The 16,630-nt window shown below is 47.2% G+C and carries 14 protein-coding genes and 6 tRNA genes; 4 read left to right on the forward strand and 16 right to left on the reverse strand.

Annotated features, from left to right (window positions below; translation table 11 throughout):
• Nucleotides 1-219: 219 nt before the first annotated feature.
• From argF to ACSAZK_RS16350, 4 genes are all read right to left on the reverse strand, one after another.
• The gene (gene argF, locus ACSAZK_RS16335) at nucleotides 220-1,131 is read right to left on the reverse strand and encodes an ornithine carbamoyltransferase (RefSeq protein ID WP_440957048.1); all 912 of its coding nucleotides are present in this window, start codon (nucleotides 1,129-1,131) and stop codon (nucleotides 220-222) included.
• Nucleotides 1,132-1,193: 62 nt separating this feature from the next.
• A complete protein-coding gene (gene purD / locus ACSAZK_RS16340) occupies nucleotides 1,194-2,504 on the reverse strand; it encodes a phosphoribosylamine--glycine ligase (RefSeq protein ID WP_440955086.1) in 1,311 nt (436 codons plus the stop codon).
• Between the two features lie 551 nt (nucleotides 2,505-3,055).
• The gene (gene pyrE / locus ACSAZK_RS16345) at nucleotides 3,056-3,616 is read right to left on the reverse strand and encodes an orotate phosphoribosyltransferase (RefSeq protein ID WP_440955087.1); all 561 of its coding nucleotides are present in this window, start codon (nucleotides 3,614-3,616) and stop codon (nucleotides 3,056-3,058) included.
• Between the two features lie 135 nt (nucleotides 3,617-3,751).
• Nucleotides 3,752-4,279, reverse strand: a complete 528-nt coding sequence (locus ACSAZK_RS16350; RefSeq protein ID WP_440957049.1) for a CDP-2,3-bis-(O-geranylgeranyl)-sn-glycerol synthase — start codon at nucleotides 4,277-4,279, stop codon at nucleotides 3,752-3,754.
• A gap of 418 nt (nucleotides 4,280-4,697) precedes the next feature.
• On the opposite strand from ACSAZK_RS16350, the gene ACSAZK_RS16355 reads away from it, so the two are divergent.
• The 3 genes from ACSAZK_RS16355 (at nucleotide 4,698) to ACSAZK_RS16365 (ending at nucleotide 8,332) form a co-directional block, all read left to right on the forward strand.
• Nucleotides 4,698-5,699 (forward strand): cytochrome c-type biogenesis CcmF C-terminal domain-containing protein, encoded by a 1,002-nt coding sequence (locus ACSAZK_RS16355; protein WP_440955088.1) that lies wholly within the window; start codon nucleotides 4,698-4,700, stop codon nucleotides 5,697-5,699.
• Between the two features lie 25 nt (nucleotides 5,700-5,724).
• Nucleotides 5,725-6,786, forward strand: a complete 1,062-nt coding sequence (gene ccsA / locus ACSAZK_RS16360) for a cytochrome c biogenesis protein CcsA (RefSeq protein ID WP_440955089.1) — start codon at nucleotides 5,725-5,727, stop codon at nucleotides 6,784-6,786.
• A 1,147-nt stretch (nucleotides 6,787-7,933) separates the two neighbouring features.
• The gene (locus ACSAZK_RS16365; protein ID WP_440955090.1) at nucleotides 7,934-8,332 is read left to right on the forward strand and encodes a transcriptional regulator protein; all 399 of its coding nucleotides are present in this window, start codon (nucleotides 7,934-7,936) and stop codon (nucleotides 8,330-8,332) included.
• Nucleotides 8,333-9,016: 684 nt separating this feature from the next.
• On the opposite strand, the gene ACSAZK_RS16370 is transcribed toward ACSAZK_RS16365, so the two are convergent.
• The 8 genes from ACSAZK_RS16370 to ACSAZK_RS16405 all read right to left on the reverse strand — a co-directional run bounded on the left by ACSAZK_RS16370 (nucleotide 9,017) and on the right by ACSAZK_RS16405 (nucleotide 10,577).
• Nucleotides 9,017-9,229, reverse strand: coding sequence for a hypothetical protein (locus tag ACSAZK_RS16370; protein ID WP_440955091.1), 213 nt, complete (start codon nucleotides 9,227-9,229; stop codon nucleotides 9,017-9,019).
• The gene (locus tag ACSAZK_RS16375) at nucleotides 9,226-9,354 is read right to left on the reverse strand and encodes a hypothetical protein (RefSeq protein ID WP_440955092.1); all 129 of its coding nucleotides are present in this window, start codon (nucleotides 9,352-9,354) and stop codon (nucleotides 9,226-9,228) included. Before ACSAZK_RS16375 ends, ACSAZK_RS16370 begins: the two co-directional genes overlap by 4 nt.
• A gap of 444 nt (nucleotides 9,355-9,798) precedes the next feature.
• Nucleotides 9,799-9,870, reverse strand: a tRNA-Gly gene (locus ACSAZK_RS16380).
• Nucleotides 9,871-9,874: 4 nt separating this feature from the next.
• Nucleotides 9,875-9,949, reverse strand: a tRNA-Phe gene (locus ACSAZK_RS16385).
• Between the two features lie 113 nt (nucleotides 9,950-10,062).
• Nucleotides 10,063-10,136, reverse strand: a tRNA-Val gene (locus ACSAZK_RS16390).
• A gap of 113 nt (nucleotides 10,137-10,249) precedes the next feature.
• Nucleotides 10,250-10,321: transfer RNA gene (locus tag ACSAZK_RS16395), tRNA-Gly, on the reverse strand.
• Between the two features lie 4 nt (nucleotides 10,322-10,325).
• Nucleotides 10,326-10,400, reverse strand: a tRNA-Phe gene (locus tag ACSAZK_RS16400).
• 103 nt (nucleotides 10,401-10,503) lie between these two features.
• Nucleotides 10,504-10,577, reverse strand: a tRNA-Val gene (locus tag ACSAZK_RS16405).
• Nucleotides 10,578-10,938: 361 nt separating this feature from the next.
• Here ACSAZK_RS16405 and ACSAZK_RS16410 point away from each other — a divergent pair.
• Nucleotides 10,939-12,252 (forward strand): methanogenesis marker 16 metalloprotein, encoded by a 1,314-nt coding sequence (locus tag ACSAZK_RS16410; RefSeq protein ID WP_440955093.1) that lies wholly within the window; start codon nucleotides 10,939-10,941, stop codon nucleotides 12,250-12,252.
• Nucleotides 12,253-12,323: 71 nt separating this feature from the next.
• On the opposite strand, the gene comE is transcribed toward ACSAZK_RS16410, so the two are convergent.
• The 4 genes from comE to ACSAZK_RS16430 form a co-directional block, all read right to left on the reverse strand.
• Nucleotides 12,324-13,481 carry a sulfopyruvate decarboxylase subunit beta gene (gene comE / locus ACSAZK_RS16415; RefSeq protein WP_440955094.1) on the reverse strand — a complete coding sequence of 386 codons (1,158 nt, stop codon included), beginning with the start codon at nucleotides 13,479-13,481 and terminating at the stop codon, nucleotides 12,324-12,326.
• A 92-nt stretch (nucleotides 13,482-13,573) separates the two neighbouring features.
• Complete coding sequence (locus tag ACSAZK_RS16420; protein ID WP_440957050.1) at nucleotides 13,574-14,824, reverse strand: cysteate synthase; 1,251 nt, start codon at nucleotides 14,822-14,824, stop codon at nucleotides 13,574-13,576.
• Nucleotides 14,825-15,047: 223 nt separating this feature from the next.
• Complete coding sequence (locus tag ACSAZK_RS16425; protein ID WP_440955095.1) at nucleotides 15,048-15,512, reverse strand: hypothetical protein; 465 nt, start codon at nucleotides 15,510-15,512, stop codon at nucleotides 15,048-15,050.
• A gap of 302 nt (nucleotides 15,513-15,814) precedes the next feature.
• On the reverse strand, nucleotides 15,815-16,630 hold the full coding sequence (locus ACSAZK_RS16430) for a tetratricopeptide repeat protein (protein ID WP_440955096.1): 816 nt from the start codon (nucleotides 16,628-16,630) through the stop codon (nucleotides 15,815-15,817).

Genomic DNA, 16,630 nt, shown 5'->3' on the forward strand with positions numbered 1-16,630 from the left:
GGGATTCATTATTCTTATACTTTATCCTTGAATTCCCTTCCGGAGTAGCGAAAGCATGAAACTTGTATTGAATTTTTTGTTATTTTTTCTGTAATGTTTGACTGTTTTTGGATTTCACTGCGGGTATCGCAGGTAATTTTGTAAAAATTCCTTTGCAGTTTCGTTAAAATCTGAAAATTGATGAAATATTTTTCATCAATTTCAGGACTTATCACAATTTTATTCAGGGCCCATCAGCTTTAAGATGATAGCCTTGTGGGCATGGAGGCGGTTTTCGGCTTCGTCAAAGACTGCGGAGTGGGGGCCGTCCATGACTTCCGCGGAGATTTCTTCGCCTCTGTGGGCGGGGAGGCAGTGTTCGACCATTACGTCGGGTTTTGCAAGGGCCAGTAATTCGGTGTTTACCTGGTAGCCTTCAAAGGCTTTGAAGCGCCTTTCTTTTTCTTCTTCGTCTCCCATGGAGACCCAGACATCGGTGTAGATTACATCGGCATCTTTTGCGGCTTCTTTCGGGTCCCTGGTGATTGTGATCTTGCCGCCAAAGGCTTTTGCTTTTTCAATGAATTCGGCGTCCGGTTCAAAGCCTTCCGGGCAGGCTGCGGCAAACTCCATTCCCACAAGGGCACAGCCCATCATGGCGGAGTTGCAGACGTTGTTTCCGTCCCCGATCCAGGCGAATTTCAGGCCTTCAAGCCTGCCTTTGTATTCCTGGATGGTCATGAAGTCCGCAATAATCTGGCAGGGGTGTTCGCGGTCCGAAAGGGCATTGATCACGGGCACGGTTGAAGCTGCTGCAAGCCTTGCCACGGTTTCGTGGCTGTAGACCCTGGCGATTATCCCGTGCACGTAGCGTGAAAGGGTGCGGGCGGTGTCTTCAATTGTCTCGCCTCTGCCTATCTGGATATCTTTGGGGTTCAGGTAAAGGGCATGGGCTCCGAAGTCCGTCATTCCGACCTCAAAGGAGACTCTTGTCCTTGTAGAGGATTTTTCAAAGATCATGGCAAGGCTCTGGTTCTTCAGGAGTTCCGTTACCTTGCCGGCTTTTCGCTTTTCCTTGAGATCGATGGCGGTCTCAATGAGCTTGAGAATGTCTTCACGGGATAGGTCAGCTATGGAAAGAAAGTCCTTCATCCTTATCAACTCGCTTCTCTTGCTTCGCATTCTTCTTTACAGGTTAGTTTCATTGGGGCGGCTTATGCGCCTCTCAGCTCTTTCATGTGTTCGATCCTCTTCTGGATAAGCGCGGCTGTGCCGATATCTTTCCGGAAGAAGAGTTTGCCCTTGATGTTTTCAAGTGCGTTCTGGGCGATTTTTTCGGCTTCTTCAATCGTGTCCGCGCGTCCTACGACCGCGATTGAGCGGGAGCCGGTGGTGTAAACCTTTCCTTCCTTTTCATAGACGCTGGCGTAGTAGACGGATGCCCCTCCCAGTTCCCCGACGACCACTTCACTGTCTTTTTCCGGGTTTTCGGGGTAGCCTGCTGGGACTGCGTACTTGCAGACCGTGGCTTTCCTGCTGAATTCCACAGGAAGGTCCGAAAGGGTGCCGTTTACCACAGCAGACATGATGTCCACGAAGTCGGTTTCGATCAGGGGGATCACGTTCATGGCTTCGGGGTCTCCGAACCTTGCATTGAACTCCACGACCTTGGGCCCGTTTTTCGTAAGGATAAACTGCCCGTAGAGGACACCCTGGTATCCTGCACCCGTTTCCTCGGCAATCGCCTTTACGGTAGCTTCCATGATCTGTTTTGCTTTTTCAAGGTCTTCCGGGAGCATGAAGGGCAGGATTTCCCCTGCTTCCGTGTAGGAACCCATCCCGCCGGTATTGGGCCCAAGGTCGCCTTCATAGATCCGCTTGTGGTCCTGCACAGCCGGGAAGAAAGCCAGGTTTTTCCCGTCAACGAAAGCCTGCAGGGTGAACTCTTCTCCTACGAAGCGCTCTTCGATTACCACGGGCCCTTTTTCAAGGAGCTCGACGGTATAGGCCTTTGCAGCTTCCAGGTCCGGGAGCTGGTCTCCCATGACCTTGACGCCCTTGCCTCCGGTGAGCCCCGACGGCTTGACCGCAACATCCCCGAGCTCTTCAATGAAAGCCCTGGCAGCTTCTGCTTCCGCTTCCGTAAAGACCTCGTAGGCAGGGCAGCCTTCAATTCCGTATTTTTTCATGAAATTCCGGGCCCAGGCCTTGTCAAACTCGATAATTGCACAGGCTTTCCTGGGGCCGACAACGGGAATCCCGGCTTCCCACAGGGCATCTGCTGCGCCTGCAGCGAGCGGGGCTTCGGGCCCCACAAATGCCATCTCTATTTTTTTTGCTCTGGCGTATTCAACGAGCTTTTCGACCTCTGTTTCTTTTTCCAGCAGGAAATCTTCACAGAGAGCGGCGATTCCCGGGTTTTTCTTTGCCATTATAGCATAAAGGGCAGGGGCACGCTTGCTTTTTTTAATTCCTTCGGCAATTGCGTGTTCTCTTCCACCGCCACCGATAAGCAAAATATTCATCCATATTCTCCTTGATTTGAAAAAAATTTATTTTATTCGTCTGAAATTTGTTTCTAATATATAGTGTGTAAAAGATGAATAGTATTGAAAAACAATTGATCGATTTTATGTTTGATAGGTTATTGGTTTCTGATCATTGCTTTGAAATTGTTAGGGTTTATGATTGTTAATGGCTTTTGGGGGTATTTGTAAACAAAAGCTTTCAATAATATTTCAGCGAACAATGGTTTTCAATTAAATGTATACTAAGGAATGCCTAATTCTCTATTTCTTCTAATAAATATCTTCTCATTGTCGGGACCTTATTTTTTATAAAAATCCAGACGATTTAAAGAGTTCGTGAGCTAAAAAAATCCTTGAGGATGATTGTTAAAGAAAGTTTACTAAAAAATCTAAATTTGTACGGTGTTTCCGGTAGTTATGTTTATACAGTAATTTTGTTAAGATCCCAGGGGGTTTGCTGTTTGCACTTTTAAAAAATGTGAAATTAAGATGTCCCCGGAAGGGGACGGAATTTGTTCCTTTTAATAAAACGCTTCCGGAATAACGGTTCAGAGCAGGTCGCTTGCAGTTACCAGAGGGACGAGTTCCACACCAAGTTCCGCGAGGTTTTCTTTTGCTCCATCTTCCCTGTCCACGACCGTGATCACATATTTCACAAGGGCTTCGGCTTCCAGGACTACCTTTATGGCATCCTTGACCGAGCCTCCGCTGGTCGTCACGTCCTCGAGCAGGACAAGCCTGTCTCCTGCCTTGATTTCTCCCACGAACCTGCCCTTTGTCCCGTAGTCCTTTGTCGTTTTCCTTACGAGAAGAAGGGGAAGTTCTGTTTCAAGGGAAACCGCGGTTGCCAGGGGAACGCCTCCGAGTTCAACCCCTGCAACGCTGTCGATTTCCATGTTCCGGATCAGGACGGCTGCTTGCTCTGCGATGAGCTTCAGGGTCTTCGGGTCCGTACTTGCCTTTTTGATGTCTATATAATACTTGCTCTTCTTTCCCGAGGCAAGCGTAAAATCTCCGTAGCGGACAGCCCCGCAGGCGTTGAGGGCTTCGATAAGCTCCCCTTTTTGCACTTTAAGTTCAGTTCCTGTTTCTGCTTTTGATTCACTCATTGTCTCACCGGTGTTTGCAGCCGTATTTCAATATGGTTTATTTCGGCAATGGGTTATTCTTTTTTTCAGCGAATGTTTTTTTCGGGCTTTCCAGTCTTTTCAGTCTTGTAAGGGGTTACACGGTGCTTTCCGGTTTCACCAGGGCTCTTTCTTAACTCCAATCATGTATCCAATAATGTTTGTCGTCAGGTGGAGCAGAGGGGTCATTACAAGGACTGTTATTATTATACCCAGGGTGAAATTGCTTACGAACCATTCGGGATCAACCAGGTATGTGAAAACCCAGGCCCCGACGACAAAATCCAGCTGGTCCACAAGAGGCAGGGACGCTCCCCTTTTCAGGCCCATCCTGCGCTTGAAAAAGCTTTTGAACATGTCTCCGAAAAGGGCGCCGGAGGCAAGGGCAAGGACGACTTTAAGTGCGCTTGCGTAGTCAAGGCCAAAGGAGGGCATTTCAATTCCCATAATCTCAAAACCTCTCGAACTCAGCCAGATCTCAATGCATCCTGCAAGAAAACCGCAAAATATGCCTGAAAAGAGCCCTCTCCAGGTCTTCCCGTCCCCTAAAATCCTTTTCCCGTCCTTATACGTCCTGCCACCGTCAATAGGTTTTCCACCCCCGAAAACGGCTGCGAAGGGGTTGGGGAGGTAGGCGGGTATCATTAGCCAGAATGCCGTGATTATCAGCTCGATCGTAAGTATCAACTCGCTGTTTATTCTAATTGTTAGTTTTCCGGGTGCTAGTTTTTCGAATACTAATGTTCCTGATGGCAATTTTTCGGATTTTAATATTCCTGATGTTAAATACCAGGTATTATACTATAAGCTATTCTTAGTTCCCTTCCATTTCCCTTTAGGAGGAGGGGAGTTTCCCTTCCTTCCATACCTTTATCCTTTTTATTTTTTTGTGTGTATCAGGAACCGGGCGGGAAAGACTTTTCAATTTACAGGCTTTCCCAATATGGAAAATGCTTTCAACTTTTTCAGGTACGTTTAAATAATTGGTTTGAGTAAGTATTATTCGTTTAATAGTCTTTATTTTATTGAATTGTTATTTTAATACGCTTTTTTAGGCTTTTCCATGAAAAAAATCGATGAAATTCTCACAGTTCGCAGCACCATGTTTGCGGCCATCTCGGTTCTGGTGTTGCTTGCAGCCATAGTCACGATGGGGCTTTTGACCCCTTTTCTCGTGAAGGTTACTTCAGGAGAAGGAATTCTGCTGGAAGCTGCTTATTTTAATGCTCGGACAGCTCTGCCTACCCTTGCCCTTGTGCTGGTGCTGGCTTTCTGTCTCATGCTTGGAAGCGCGGGCCGGAAAGAGGGACTGGTAGTTGTAGGGCTCGGAGTGCTGGGGTCGATAGTTTCGGCTGTGTTCTCTCCCTTCTCCAGTATGCCGATTAACGTCGCCTTTCCGATCCTTTCAGCTGCTCTTTTTGCGGTTGTATATAAGTTGCTTTCTTCCCGTGGCAGCAATTTTTCGGAAAAACTCCGGAGAACCGGGTCCCACATCATCCACCTCGGAGCGGTTTTACTCCTGGTCGGGATCGTGTTCAGCACAAACCTGAACCTGGAAGATTCCGCGATAATCTCCCTGGACGAAGTGGGCACTTTTGAGTCAATGGGCTACAGCATCCGTATTACGGACTTCTCTTCCGGCATGGAAGGGGAACCTTATGGTGGGTACTCAGGCTCTGCTTACGTGAACACGATCGATTTTGATGTGTACAAATGGGGCAGGTTCTTTGAGCACGGGCAGGTCAAATACATAAACGACTTCAAATGGGGACAGTCCTACACTGAAACTTATATCCACAGGGGGCTTCTTGAGGAGCTCTTCATCGCCCCTAAATCCGTGGATTCGAAAACTCAAACTGTGGACCTCTATGTCCGGAAAGTGCCTTTCATGACTTTTCTCTGGGGCGGGTTTTACATAATGGTCCTTGGAATCGTGCTGGTTTTTGTTTCGGGTTCCCTGTCTTCCGGAAATCGTGTGTCCGGAAATGGCGTGTCCGGAAATGAGGGGCGGGCAAAAATGGCGAAAAATCAGAAGAAAACAAAGCCTGAAATGAGGCGGGAATAAACGCAGGCATTTGATGGTGATTTTTATGAATTTCGGAATGATTCTTATCTGGGTTGCAGGTGCTTGCGGGCTGCTGGCTTTCCTGACTTCTCTCCTGTATTACCTGAGGGGGGACGGGAAAGTCAAAACGCTTTCCGAAAAGCTTGAGCTGGCAGGCGGGGCGGGAATTGTTGCCTCTCTCCTGCTGCTTACCTCTTACCTGCTTAACGTAAAAACGGAATACAGCTATGTTTTCCAGCATTCCAGTTCGGACCTTGTCTGGTACTACAGGTTCTCGGCACTCTGGGCAGGGCAGGAAGGTTCGTTCCTGCTCTGGACAGGTTTCATTTTCATAATGCTGGCGGCTACCCGTTACTCCGAAAGTGGAAAAGCTCTCCGGGATACGAAACTTCTCACTCTCACAAGATCTACAGCGCTTTTTATAGCCTCGGTCTTCCTGGTTCTCCTCGTGCTGAAAAACCCGTTTTCGATGTACCAATTTTCCGCTACAGGGATGCCGGAAATTGCTAACTGGAACCCCTTTGCGGAGCCTTTCCCTGTCTCCTACGGGCAGGGCATGAACCCTCTGCTCCGGAACCCCTGGATGGCCATTCATCCCCCTGTCCTTTTCCTGGGATATGCCGCTTTTACCCTGCCTTTTTCGGCTGCGTTTGCAGGGCTCATCCTGCGTGATAAAAGGTGGCCGGAGCTTGCTTCCACCTGGATGCGGGCTGCCTGGCTTTTCCTGACCCTGGGGATCGGTTTCGGGGGCTTCTGGGCATACGAGGTGCTTGGCTGGGGCGCCTGGTACTGGAGCTGGGACCCTGTGGAAACTTCCTCTCTGATACCCTGGCTGACTGCAACCGCCTACCTGCATGCAAACCTGAGGTTCCGCCACGGGGAATATGGCTTTTTGCTCCCTCTGCTCGCAGTGCTTTCCTTTATCCTGGTCATCTTCTCGACCTTCGTAACGAGAAGCGGACTCTGGACCTCGGTGCATTCCTGGCAGGATTTTACCTCCGAAGGAATGGTAATCGCATTTTTCCTCCTGGTACTCATCGCTTCGAGTACAGGCCTTCTGGCCAGGAAATATTTCAGCGAGGAATGAACAAATCGGTGAAGTGCAAATGTTAAGGTGATAATCAGTAAGAGAATAATTGGTAAGAGAATAATCAGTAAGATAATAATCAGTAAGAGAATAATTGGTAAGAGAGTAATTGGTAAGAGAATAATCAGTAAGATAATAATTGGTAAGAGAATAATCAGTAAGAGAATAATCAGTAAGATAATAATTGGTAAGAGAATAATCAGTAAGAGAATAATCAGTAAGATAATAATCAGTAAGAGAATAATCAGTAAGAGATAAAATGGGAACTCGGTGAAGTGCAGGAAACTATCTCCTTTCCTTTTCTGGCTCTTTTTGAGATATTCTCCGCTTAATCTCTTTATTTGGGGTACATTTAAATATACATTTTAATAATGTATTTATCGTCTATATATTTTTTTCGTTTTTTATATTTGGTCTGACTTTTGGATTTATGCTCTTGAGGTTAAGGCAGATGTTTTAGGGAAATGCCGATATTTTAGTTCCAGGATTGATATTTTACTCGACAAAAAACGAAGTATTCTTAATCTTTTACGCATATGCGGGCTAATATAAATACTCTATATATTCTTGCCGTCTTCTTGCATATTCTTAATAATACTTGCTTAAAACTTTTTTATTAAGAACTCCCCCACTTTTTTATTCAACCTTATGCATGATAATGCATAATAATTTCAGGCATTTTTTTAATAATAAAATGTGTTCTGGAAGGAAATAAGTTTTTAAATTCCCTTTTAATATATACAACTTTAAATAGTATGAGTTCATTATTAGTTGTTGGAGATGAATAACCTTCTAATTATATACGTATACAGGTTTAATTGTTAAGCCTATACGTTTCGTCCAATGAATCTATAAAACGGGGCTTTAAGGCTGGTTGTATAAAATATAATTTAATTGTTTTGATAACCGGCTAGTTGGACTAAAAACGGGGAACAATCCGCTGGATTGCAAAAACGATTTTTTATTGCTTTAAAATGGCAAAACATAGTTAGTTACTGAATTAATATATACAGCATTATAATTTGGTAAGTGTTGTTGGCTTTTAACGGCTGATCAGGAATCCGTTATTTAATGGTCTAATAATAATTACCAGGATATTCTTTAGCTAACGCCATGTTGTCGAAGTACAGAGTATGAAGGGGTTATCATGAAAGATTTCGAAGTGAAAGTACTGGACGAAAATGACCACATATTTATTGAAACGTTAAGGAACCTCGGGATGTCAAGAAACGTTGCCACAACGATGGCATATCTTATGAATGTGGACGAGGCTTCATCCCGTGAAATCGAAATCAGTACCGGACTGAGGCAGCCGGAAGTCAGCCTTGCAATGCGGTTGATGAGAAACCAGTCCTGGGTCAACGTGCGTTCGGAAAAGAAGCCAGGCAAGGGACGCCCTATCAAGATATACTCTCTCGCGGCTCCGGTTGATGAGATTATCAGCTTCTATGAGGACAAAATCTACAAAGAGTCCCAGGCTACCATTTCCGCAATCAAGAAACTGAAAGTTATGAGCAAAAAGGTGCCAGTGAACCTTCCAAAATGAAGGTCTTTGAGGCACTGGATCAAAATAAGGTTTCGCTCCCATAATGGCTGTAAGTCCCTCGGGGAATTGCCCTCAGGAATTTGCCCATTATGGAAGTAAAATCCATGCATGTACTTTTCTATTCCATCCTTTCCTGGCTTGTGTATTATTGTTCTGTTTTTCCCTGGTTTCCCTGGTTTTTCTGTTTTTCTGTTTTTCTGTTTTTCCTGATTTTCTTACACTATCAACTCTGTTAGTTTTATCCTGTCCTCTATTCTATCCTGATTTTCGTTTCCAAATTCTGTTTTCTCTTAGATTTGTAATCTGAATATGGCCGATGGTTCCCTTGAGTTAATGCCGGCTCTCTGGCACTTCGGGTATAATGAACTAAATGCACCAATGGATTTGCAAAAAAAACTCTATAAAATAAGAACTTTCTGAATTCCTGATCTTTGATGATTCGGGGTTTTAAGAATTCCAGAATTTTGATGATTCGGCGCTTAGATGAATCAGCGCTTAGGGGATTCAGCCCTTTGAGAGTCCGGTATTTTGAGAAGTTGGGACCTGGGGATTCGGCACTTTGAGAATTCGTAGTTTTTGGGCCGAAACTTCATATATTTCAAAACTTTGAGTTTCGAAAATAGAAAAATCCTGGATTCTAGAAAAAAAATATAATAAAGGAAGGGGGTTCTCCTTCCGGACAGGTCAACCCCCTGTTACTACTCTCAGGATTGTAAGCTTGTCGGAAAGGACGATCCCATCCAGAGGGACAGCATTCCCTTCATTTAATACAAGAACCGTTTCCTGATTAATATCTAATGTATCAAGCAGGTCTTCGTAGCTAGCGTCATCTGCTACTTCTACGGTCTGCTCGGAAATTTCTCCGGCTTGAATGGTTATGTGTACTTTTTTGCTCACTTTGTAGATCCACCACCGCTTACCTGAATTTCGTGCACGACTTCCTTGATTAACTTCTGCTCCAGTTCGTTCTGTTTCTTGACACCTTTGCGCTCTGCATTTCTCTTCTGGAACTTTGCTGACATTTTAAGGTCTCCTTTTACGATTTTTCAGGTTTGCTAATAGGGTGGGTATAGATCTCCAAGCAGACTCTCTTGTCTTTTCGAGATTTATATCCAATATTTATAATGATTTTTTGTTTTAATTAATGTTTTGGTTGACCATTCGCAGGTTGACAGAAACCCTTTTCGATGTTGATCCGGGCATCTGTTTCATTTTCTTTATGTTTTGCGAAGTTAACATTGAGCCTGATATCGTTTGAGCCCGGGGCTGAAAAATGTTCATTTTGCTCGCAACAAGGCCTAAAAGATATGTTGTGCGGAAAAACCTTGAATTAATTTTGCATTGAAAAGAAAATAATGTCATCATAGGATTTGAACGGAAAACTATATTACCTTGTAATATTTGAATGAAAAAAGATATTTATACGGAAATTTATACGGAAATTTATACGGAAATTTATACGGAAATACACCAGCCGGGATTCGAACCCGGGTTCGAGCGTTGGCAACGCCCGGTGATAACCGCTACACTACTGATGTTCTATGGTGCCCAGACCCGGATTCGAACCGGGGACAACTGCCTCTTCAGGGCAGCGCTCTCCCACTGAGCTACCTGGGCATGTGAGATAGTTCACTACCTGAAAATCAGTTTTGGTAAAAACGATAAGGTAGTGATTTAGTGATTTATTTTGTTTTTATCTTTCCGAAAAAAGCTCCGGAAAAGTTTTGATGTGGGCCCGCTGAGATTCGAACTCAGGACCTCCGCCATGTCAAGGCGACGTCATAACCGTCTAGACCACGAGCCCTCTTGTGTGTTTTATTCCTTTTCTCAAAACCGTAACTGGAAAAAAGTTGTATGTAATATTTGAATATTTATTATCTTCTTAACATCTTCATGTTTAGTATTTGAATATTTTAATACACCAGCCGGGATTCGAACCCGGGTTCGAGCGTTGGCAACGCCCGGTGATAACCGCTACACTACTGATGTTCTATGGTGCCCAGACCCGGATTCGAACCGGGGACAACTGCCTCTTCAGGGCAGCGCTCTCCCACTGAGCTACCTGGGCATGTGAGATAGTCCACTACTGGAAAAACTGCTTTTATAAAACGGCATAGTAGTGATTTTATTTATTTCACCTTTCCTGAAAAAACTCCGGAAAGATCTTAATGTGGGCCCGCTGAGATTCGAACTCAGGACCTCCGCCATGTCAAGGCGACGTCATAACCGTCTAGACCACGAGCCCTTTTGTGTTTTGCTTCTGCGTCGCACCGTAGTGCAACACCATAGAATGCATTATCATTTATATAAGTTTTGGGTGAGTTGGGGTTTTTCCACCCGAATATTCGTATCTCATACTTAAAAATTTGAGTAAATTAATTAATAATTTTTCACACTTGGTTGAAAATTTGCGTCTTTGACCCCAAACCGGGTGCATGCAGTTCAGAATTTTTATTTTTTTCCTTTAGAATTTTTGAAACTTCAGGGGTCTTGCCCGGATTTTGAGCGGTTTTTCAGTTTAATGGCGTAAGTCAGGGATTCCTGGCGGGTACTCTCCGACCCAGCCTCTAAAATAGGATAAAAACAATATTCCGGCTGAGGGTAACATGAGCGATGCATCCGAATTCTCAGGGAAAAGCCGGACCGTTCCGGAAATTCAGGCAAAAATTGACTCTGGAGAAGCTTTAGTTCTTACAGCGGCGGAAATCAGCGAAAAAGTCCGGGCAGGAGAAGAGGTCCGCTTTGAAGATGTGGACGTGGTAACCACTGCCACCCGCGGGATCATGAGTGGGACTTATGCGGTCCTTTCTTTCAAGGTTTCGGAACCGGATTCCTTTGTCAGGGCTTCAGAGGTCCTCTTAAACGGGGTCCCGGCAGTCCCCGGGCCCTGCCCCAACGAAAGGCTGGGAATCCTGGACCTTGTCGTGCTCGGGACGGCGCACAGCGAGACCGATCCCCGCTATGGAGGTGGACACCTCTTCAGGGAGCTGGTTGAAGGAAAAAGTGTCCGTGTTGATGTTACGACCAGTGGCGGGGAAACTTTCACAGCCGAAACTTCACTTGCTGAAATGCCTTTTGCAAGGCTCTATGCCACAAGGCATGCTTTCAGGAACTACAAAGCTTTCGTAAATCCCGGAAAAGATTCTTTAAATACTATTTTCCACGCCCTTCCTTTTGAAGGCGAATTCAGGGAACTAACTTTCTGCGGCTGTGGGGAGTTAAACCCGATTGAAAATGATCCCGGGCTTGAAACCATCGGCATTGGGACAAGGGTCCTTCTCAACGGCGCGGAAGGTTTTGTGACAGGTTCGGGCACCCGGAGTTCTCCGGAAAACCCCAACCTCGCCGGTTTCGCTGACCTGCATGGCATGAAGCCCGAGTACATGGGTGGCTTTATAACCTCCGGGGGGCCCGAAATCATCAACACCTGGGCAGTCCCGATCCCCGTGCTGCACCCTGGCATGCTGGAAAATATCCTCAAGCGGGACCGGGAAATCCCCCTCCAGCTGGTCGACGTTGCCGGCAGGCTGCCTCTTTGCGGGATCACTTATGGGGACGTCTGGGACGATACGGACTTCACGGTCCGCTATGACCCGGAGAAGTGTCTGGGCTGTGAGTCCTGTCCTGTGGAAGAAGCCTGCCCCATGGGAGCTATTACCCGGAAAGGGGACAGGACCGTCCATAACCGCTACCTCTGCTTTAACTGCGGGCTCTGCGTCTCCAGGTGCAAAGGGGGAGCCTTCGTGGGAAAGCTTGGCTCTGTCCGCTGCACAACAGGGGGCTGCATGCGTGAAATCAAGGTGACTCTACGCCAGTCCGACCGCGCAAGGGCGCTGAAGACCGCAGAGGACCTGAAAGAAAAAGTCCTTTCAGGAAAGTTCAGGATAACGGAGCCGGTGGAAAAAATAAGGTTACCCTGATCTCAGAGGGGCTCCTTTCCCCGATTTTTTTATTTTTTCCATTTTTTTATTTTTTTTGTTTTCCTGGCTTTTCAGCTTTCATCTCTCAGGGCTTTTATAAAGCGTTCGGTTGCCTGTGCCGGGCTGAGGGGGATATTTGGGGCTTTTGTGTTTCCGGGCTTGAGGATCACATGGAGGAAGGATGTCTGCCTGGCACTCAGGGAATCTTTGTAGAGGTATGCAAGTTCCTCTTCCGTGTTGACCTTATGTGTGTTCGGGATTCCGCAGGCGTTTGCCAGGATTTCCAGGTCGATGTAGCGCAGAGCACAGGTTTCCTGGGAACCTGTGGAGCCGTAAGCCCCGTTGTCAAGGGCGATTATGGTAAGGTTTGCCGGGGCTTCCCTGCCGATTTCCAGGAGGGCGTTGGGGTTCATGAGGAGACTTCCGTCCCCGTCGAATACCGCCACCTGCCGGTCCGTGCAAAGCGCGATGCCGAGCCCGATTGAGGAGACTAGGCCCATGGACCCGAACATGTAGAAGTTAAGGTCCCGGTCCCTGGCAGCGTAGAGCTCCTTGCAGGGGACTCCGATGTTCGTTACCGTGACTTCCCCGTCCAGTTCGGCCGCCACGGCTGAGATTGCGTCGTTCCGGACCATGAGAGGTTTGAGGACTTTCTGGGTCAGGCGGAATTTGCAGACCTTTTCTTTTTTCGGTACTTCCGGGGTTTCCAGGGCTTCCCAGGCACAGCAGGTCGACCCTTCCCAGGTCTTTGGGGAGACCAGGGCAACGTGGGGGCGGAGGTTTTCGTATGCGTCCCGTATAACATCCTCAAGGAGCCCTATTTTTTCCGGGCTGTCTATGATTGTATATGCGATCCCTGCCCCTTCGAGAATCCCGGGGAGGTGGGTTCCCAGCGGGACCTGGGCTTCGATGCCTTCCTTATAGACTCCCCTCCAGCTGCTAAGGATCGGGAGGGGAATCCCGCAGACGATGTTCAGGGATTCCAGGGCATTGATCATGTTCCCGAGCCCCGTGCTCTGGATCAGCATCATGGGCTTTCCCCCTGCCATGTACGCCCCGGCACAGATCCCTATTCCGTTTTCTTCCCTGGTTAGCTTGATTTCCCGGAAATTTTCCGAAACCAGGGGCAGCAAGTTCTTGATCCTGTCACAGGGAAGGGTTGCTGTAAGGTCGATGCCCTCTTTTTTCATAATGGATATAACTTCTTCTTCCGGTGTCTGCATTTCCATAAACATAGCTCCTGTTCTGTTTTTCCTTTTCGTTTTTAGTTCTCTTATCCTTTTAGTTCCCTTGTTCCTTTTTCAGCTGATCGATTCTTTTTTCAGCTGATCAGGTCTTCAAGAGGCACATCCGGGTTTTCGGCTGTAGCTACAGGAGGGATGGGGATAGGGGTAAGGTCTTCCTTGAGTCTTTCGAACCCGCCGCCTGCGATGTTCAGGAGGATCACGTCGTCTTCTGCGACGTTTTCGGCGTCTACGGCTTTCAGGAGAGAGGCAGCTCCGACTGCGGAGGGGGGTAGGATGTCGATTCCTTCCAGGGCTTCGAAGAGCTTCTTTGCGTCCAGGGCTTCTTCTTTTGTGATCCCGTACATGATCCCGTTTGTGTCGGTGAGCGCATCGTAGAGCCCTCCGTTGACCGCATAGGGCGGGGCGCGGTTGGTCAGGACCGAGGCGTAGGTTTCTGCGATCTGCTGCTTTGCGTCCGGCATGTCGAGGTCAGGGATGATTTCCCTTCTCCCGGCTTCCCATGCCCTGTATATCGGCGCAAAGGGCAGGTTCTGGGCGAGCTGGAGTTTGGGCAGTTTGACCCCGAAACGCCCGTCAGCCTGCAGGCGCAGGGCAGCTTCCCAAACCGAAATTCCTCCAGTGCCGCTTCCAATTGCCTGGAAGTAGTGGTCCGGCATTTTCCCTATGGTCACGGCGGCGTCTACCATTACCGTGCCCATGCCGTCCCTGCGGGCGACGTTCCTGGCTCCTCCCTCAGAGACCATGCCCGGGAGTTTTGCAAGCCTGCCCGCCAGGTTGATGGCATCGGTGTAGTCGTTTCCGGGCGTCATCCGGATCAGGTGAACGGAACCGGTGGGTTCTTCGGGCAGCCAGAGTTTCGGGACCCCGGACTCCGGGACCACGATATAGACATCCGTCCCTGTCAGGGCTGAGACGTGGGCAAAAGCCCTCCCCGTGTTTCCGGCAGAAGCCAGGACAATGGCTTTTCCGCCCGTTTCTTTCAGGAGCTGCATGGTCGGGTGGGCTTCGAGTTCCTTGAAACTGCAGGTCTTTATAAAAGCTTCCTTCTCCGGCCAGTACCCGCTAAAGCCGATATAGAGGTTCGAGAGCCCCAGTTCCCTGGCAAGGGCCTCGCTTTTATAGGTGATGGGTCCGGCTTCGGTCGTAAGTTCCTCCCGGACCGGAAGCCAGGAGTGGAACCTCCCTATTCCCGGCTGGTCCCTCAGTTCCAGTTTCTTTTCGTGGTAATCCGCCCGTAAAAGAGAGTCATCGTTTTTACAGCTAAGTCTGTACTGCTCTCCGTATTCGGTCCCGCATTTCAGACATTTTAACGTGAATCTTCCCATTGCTATCAAAAGAAAAATTGGGCATTTCCTGTTAAATATATGTTCCTAAAAAGAATGAGAAATGTCCTTTATGTGCAATCTTTTGAAATTAGAGGCAAATTCCGGAAAAAAGATCTCCTGTGAAAGAAAATGCCGTTTCTAAAATTTTAAGGTTTAGTTGTAAAGTTTAGTTGTAAAGTTTAGTTGTAAAGTTTAGTTGTATTTCCATGTCAACCTGTCTCCTTCAAGTGTAGTCGTAAAAAGTGTCTGGAGTTTCTTTTGCGTTTTCGACATTCCTCAGGGTCCCGTCGGGGTATATGAGGGTTAACATGTCCGGCTGCATTCCCAATTCCTTGGAATCGTGGAGGTAGTTCTCGTTGCTTTGCCTGGAAATGTCTTTTACAAGGACTTTTGCATGGGTTCTCCCGATTTCCTGGATTGTGACCTCATTGAAATCAAAAAAGATTTCCTTAATTTTCGGTTCCAAGTGACTGCTCCCGAATAAAAACATGTAAGCCTGAGCAAAGGGTGTAAGACGATATTCAATAATGACCTCGGCATCGGTCTTATCAAATTCGATAGTGACCTGGTCAAGGTGGATGTACTTTCCTTCCCTGAACTCCTCCATATCAATCCCGGGAGATACCTTGAACGCCATGAGGGACGCTGAGATGATCAGAGCAATTGTAATTATGGCTGTGGCTTTCATGACTCCTGTTGGATAATCATTCTCTTTGTTAATATTTCTTTCCTGCGAAAGAAATGCCGGAAAAGACCGGCTGATTCCAGCAATACTGAATATTCGGTTACGGCGGATATTCTGATGATTCTGATTTTAGTGGATATTCTGATGATTCTGATTTTTGTGGATATTCTGGTGATTCTGAATATATTGGAAGCAGTGAACCGTTTTATCTATGCGGTTTACTCTTCCGTTTTACCCTTCGTTTTATTCTTCCGTTTTACCCTTCGTTTTATTCTTCCGTTTTACCCTTCGTTTTACCCTTCAGTTTACTCTTCAGTTTTATCTTCGGCTTTCTTTTCTTCTGCCTTATCTTCCAGCTTCCCTTTTTCCCTGAGTTCCCTGAGCTTTTCCAGGGTCGTGTCGTAGTCTGCTTTGTATCCCTGGTTTTCCTGGTCGCTTGCAAGGAGTTTGCCGCGGATTTCCAGGGCTTTTACCATGTTTTGCTCGGCTTCTTCTTTGAAGCCGTTTTTACCCTGCATAACTCCAAAGTTCATGTATGCGGTTCCCAGGTAAGACTGGTAGAGGTTATTTTCCGGCTCTTTTGCAAGGAGTTCCCCGTAAGTTTCCAGTGCCCTCTTGAATTGCTTCTCGCTTTTCTCAGTTTCTCCCAGCTCCGAGTACAGGTTCCCCAGGTTGTTTGAGGCCATGCCGAGATGGGTCAGGTAGGTGCTGTTTCCGCTGTTCTTTTCAAGCAGTTTCTCAAGCATTTCCAGCGCCCGCTCGAAGTGCTTTCCAGCCTCTTCCGGCTGCTTCAGCTCCTTCTTCAGGGTCCCCAGGTTGTTGTTGACCGCAGCAACGCAGGTCTGCGCGTCTATATTCCCCGGATCTGCGGCAATCATCCCGTCCGCAGCCTCAGCAGCCCTTTCGTAAAGCCCGAGAGCGTCCCTGTGCAGCCTCAGGGCCTGCATGAAGCTCCCCCTGGCATAGAGTACATTGTAAAGGATGTACGGGTTTCCCGACTCGGTCGCAAATTTTTCAGCTTCCGAAAAAGTCTTCAGTGCCTCATTAAATCTGCCTTTCTTGACCAGTCCCATGCTCTTTTCAAGTAATCTCTCCGCCCGGTCAATTTTCTGTCTCGACAT

Origin of the sequence: Methanosarcina sediminis (assembly GCF_052056915.1) — an archaeon.
In the GTDB taxonomy this organism is placed as follows: Archaea; Halobacteriota; Methanosarcinia; order Methanosarcinales; family Methanosarcinaceae; genus MTP4.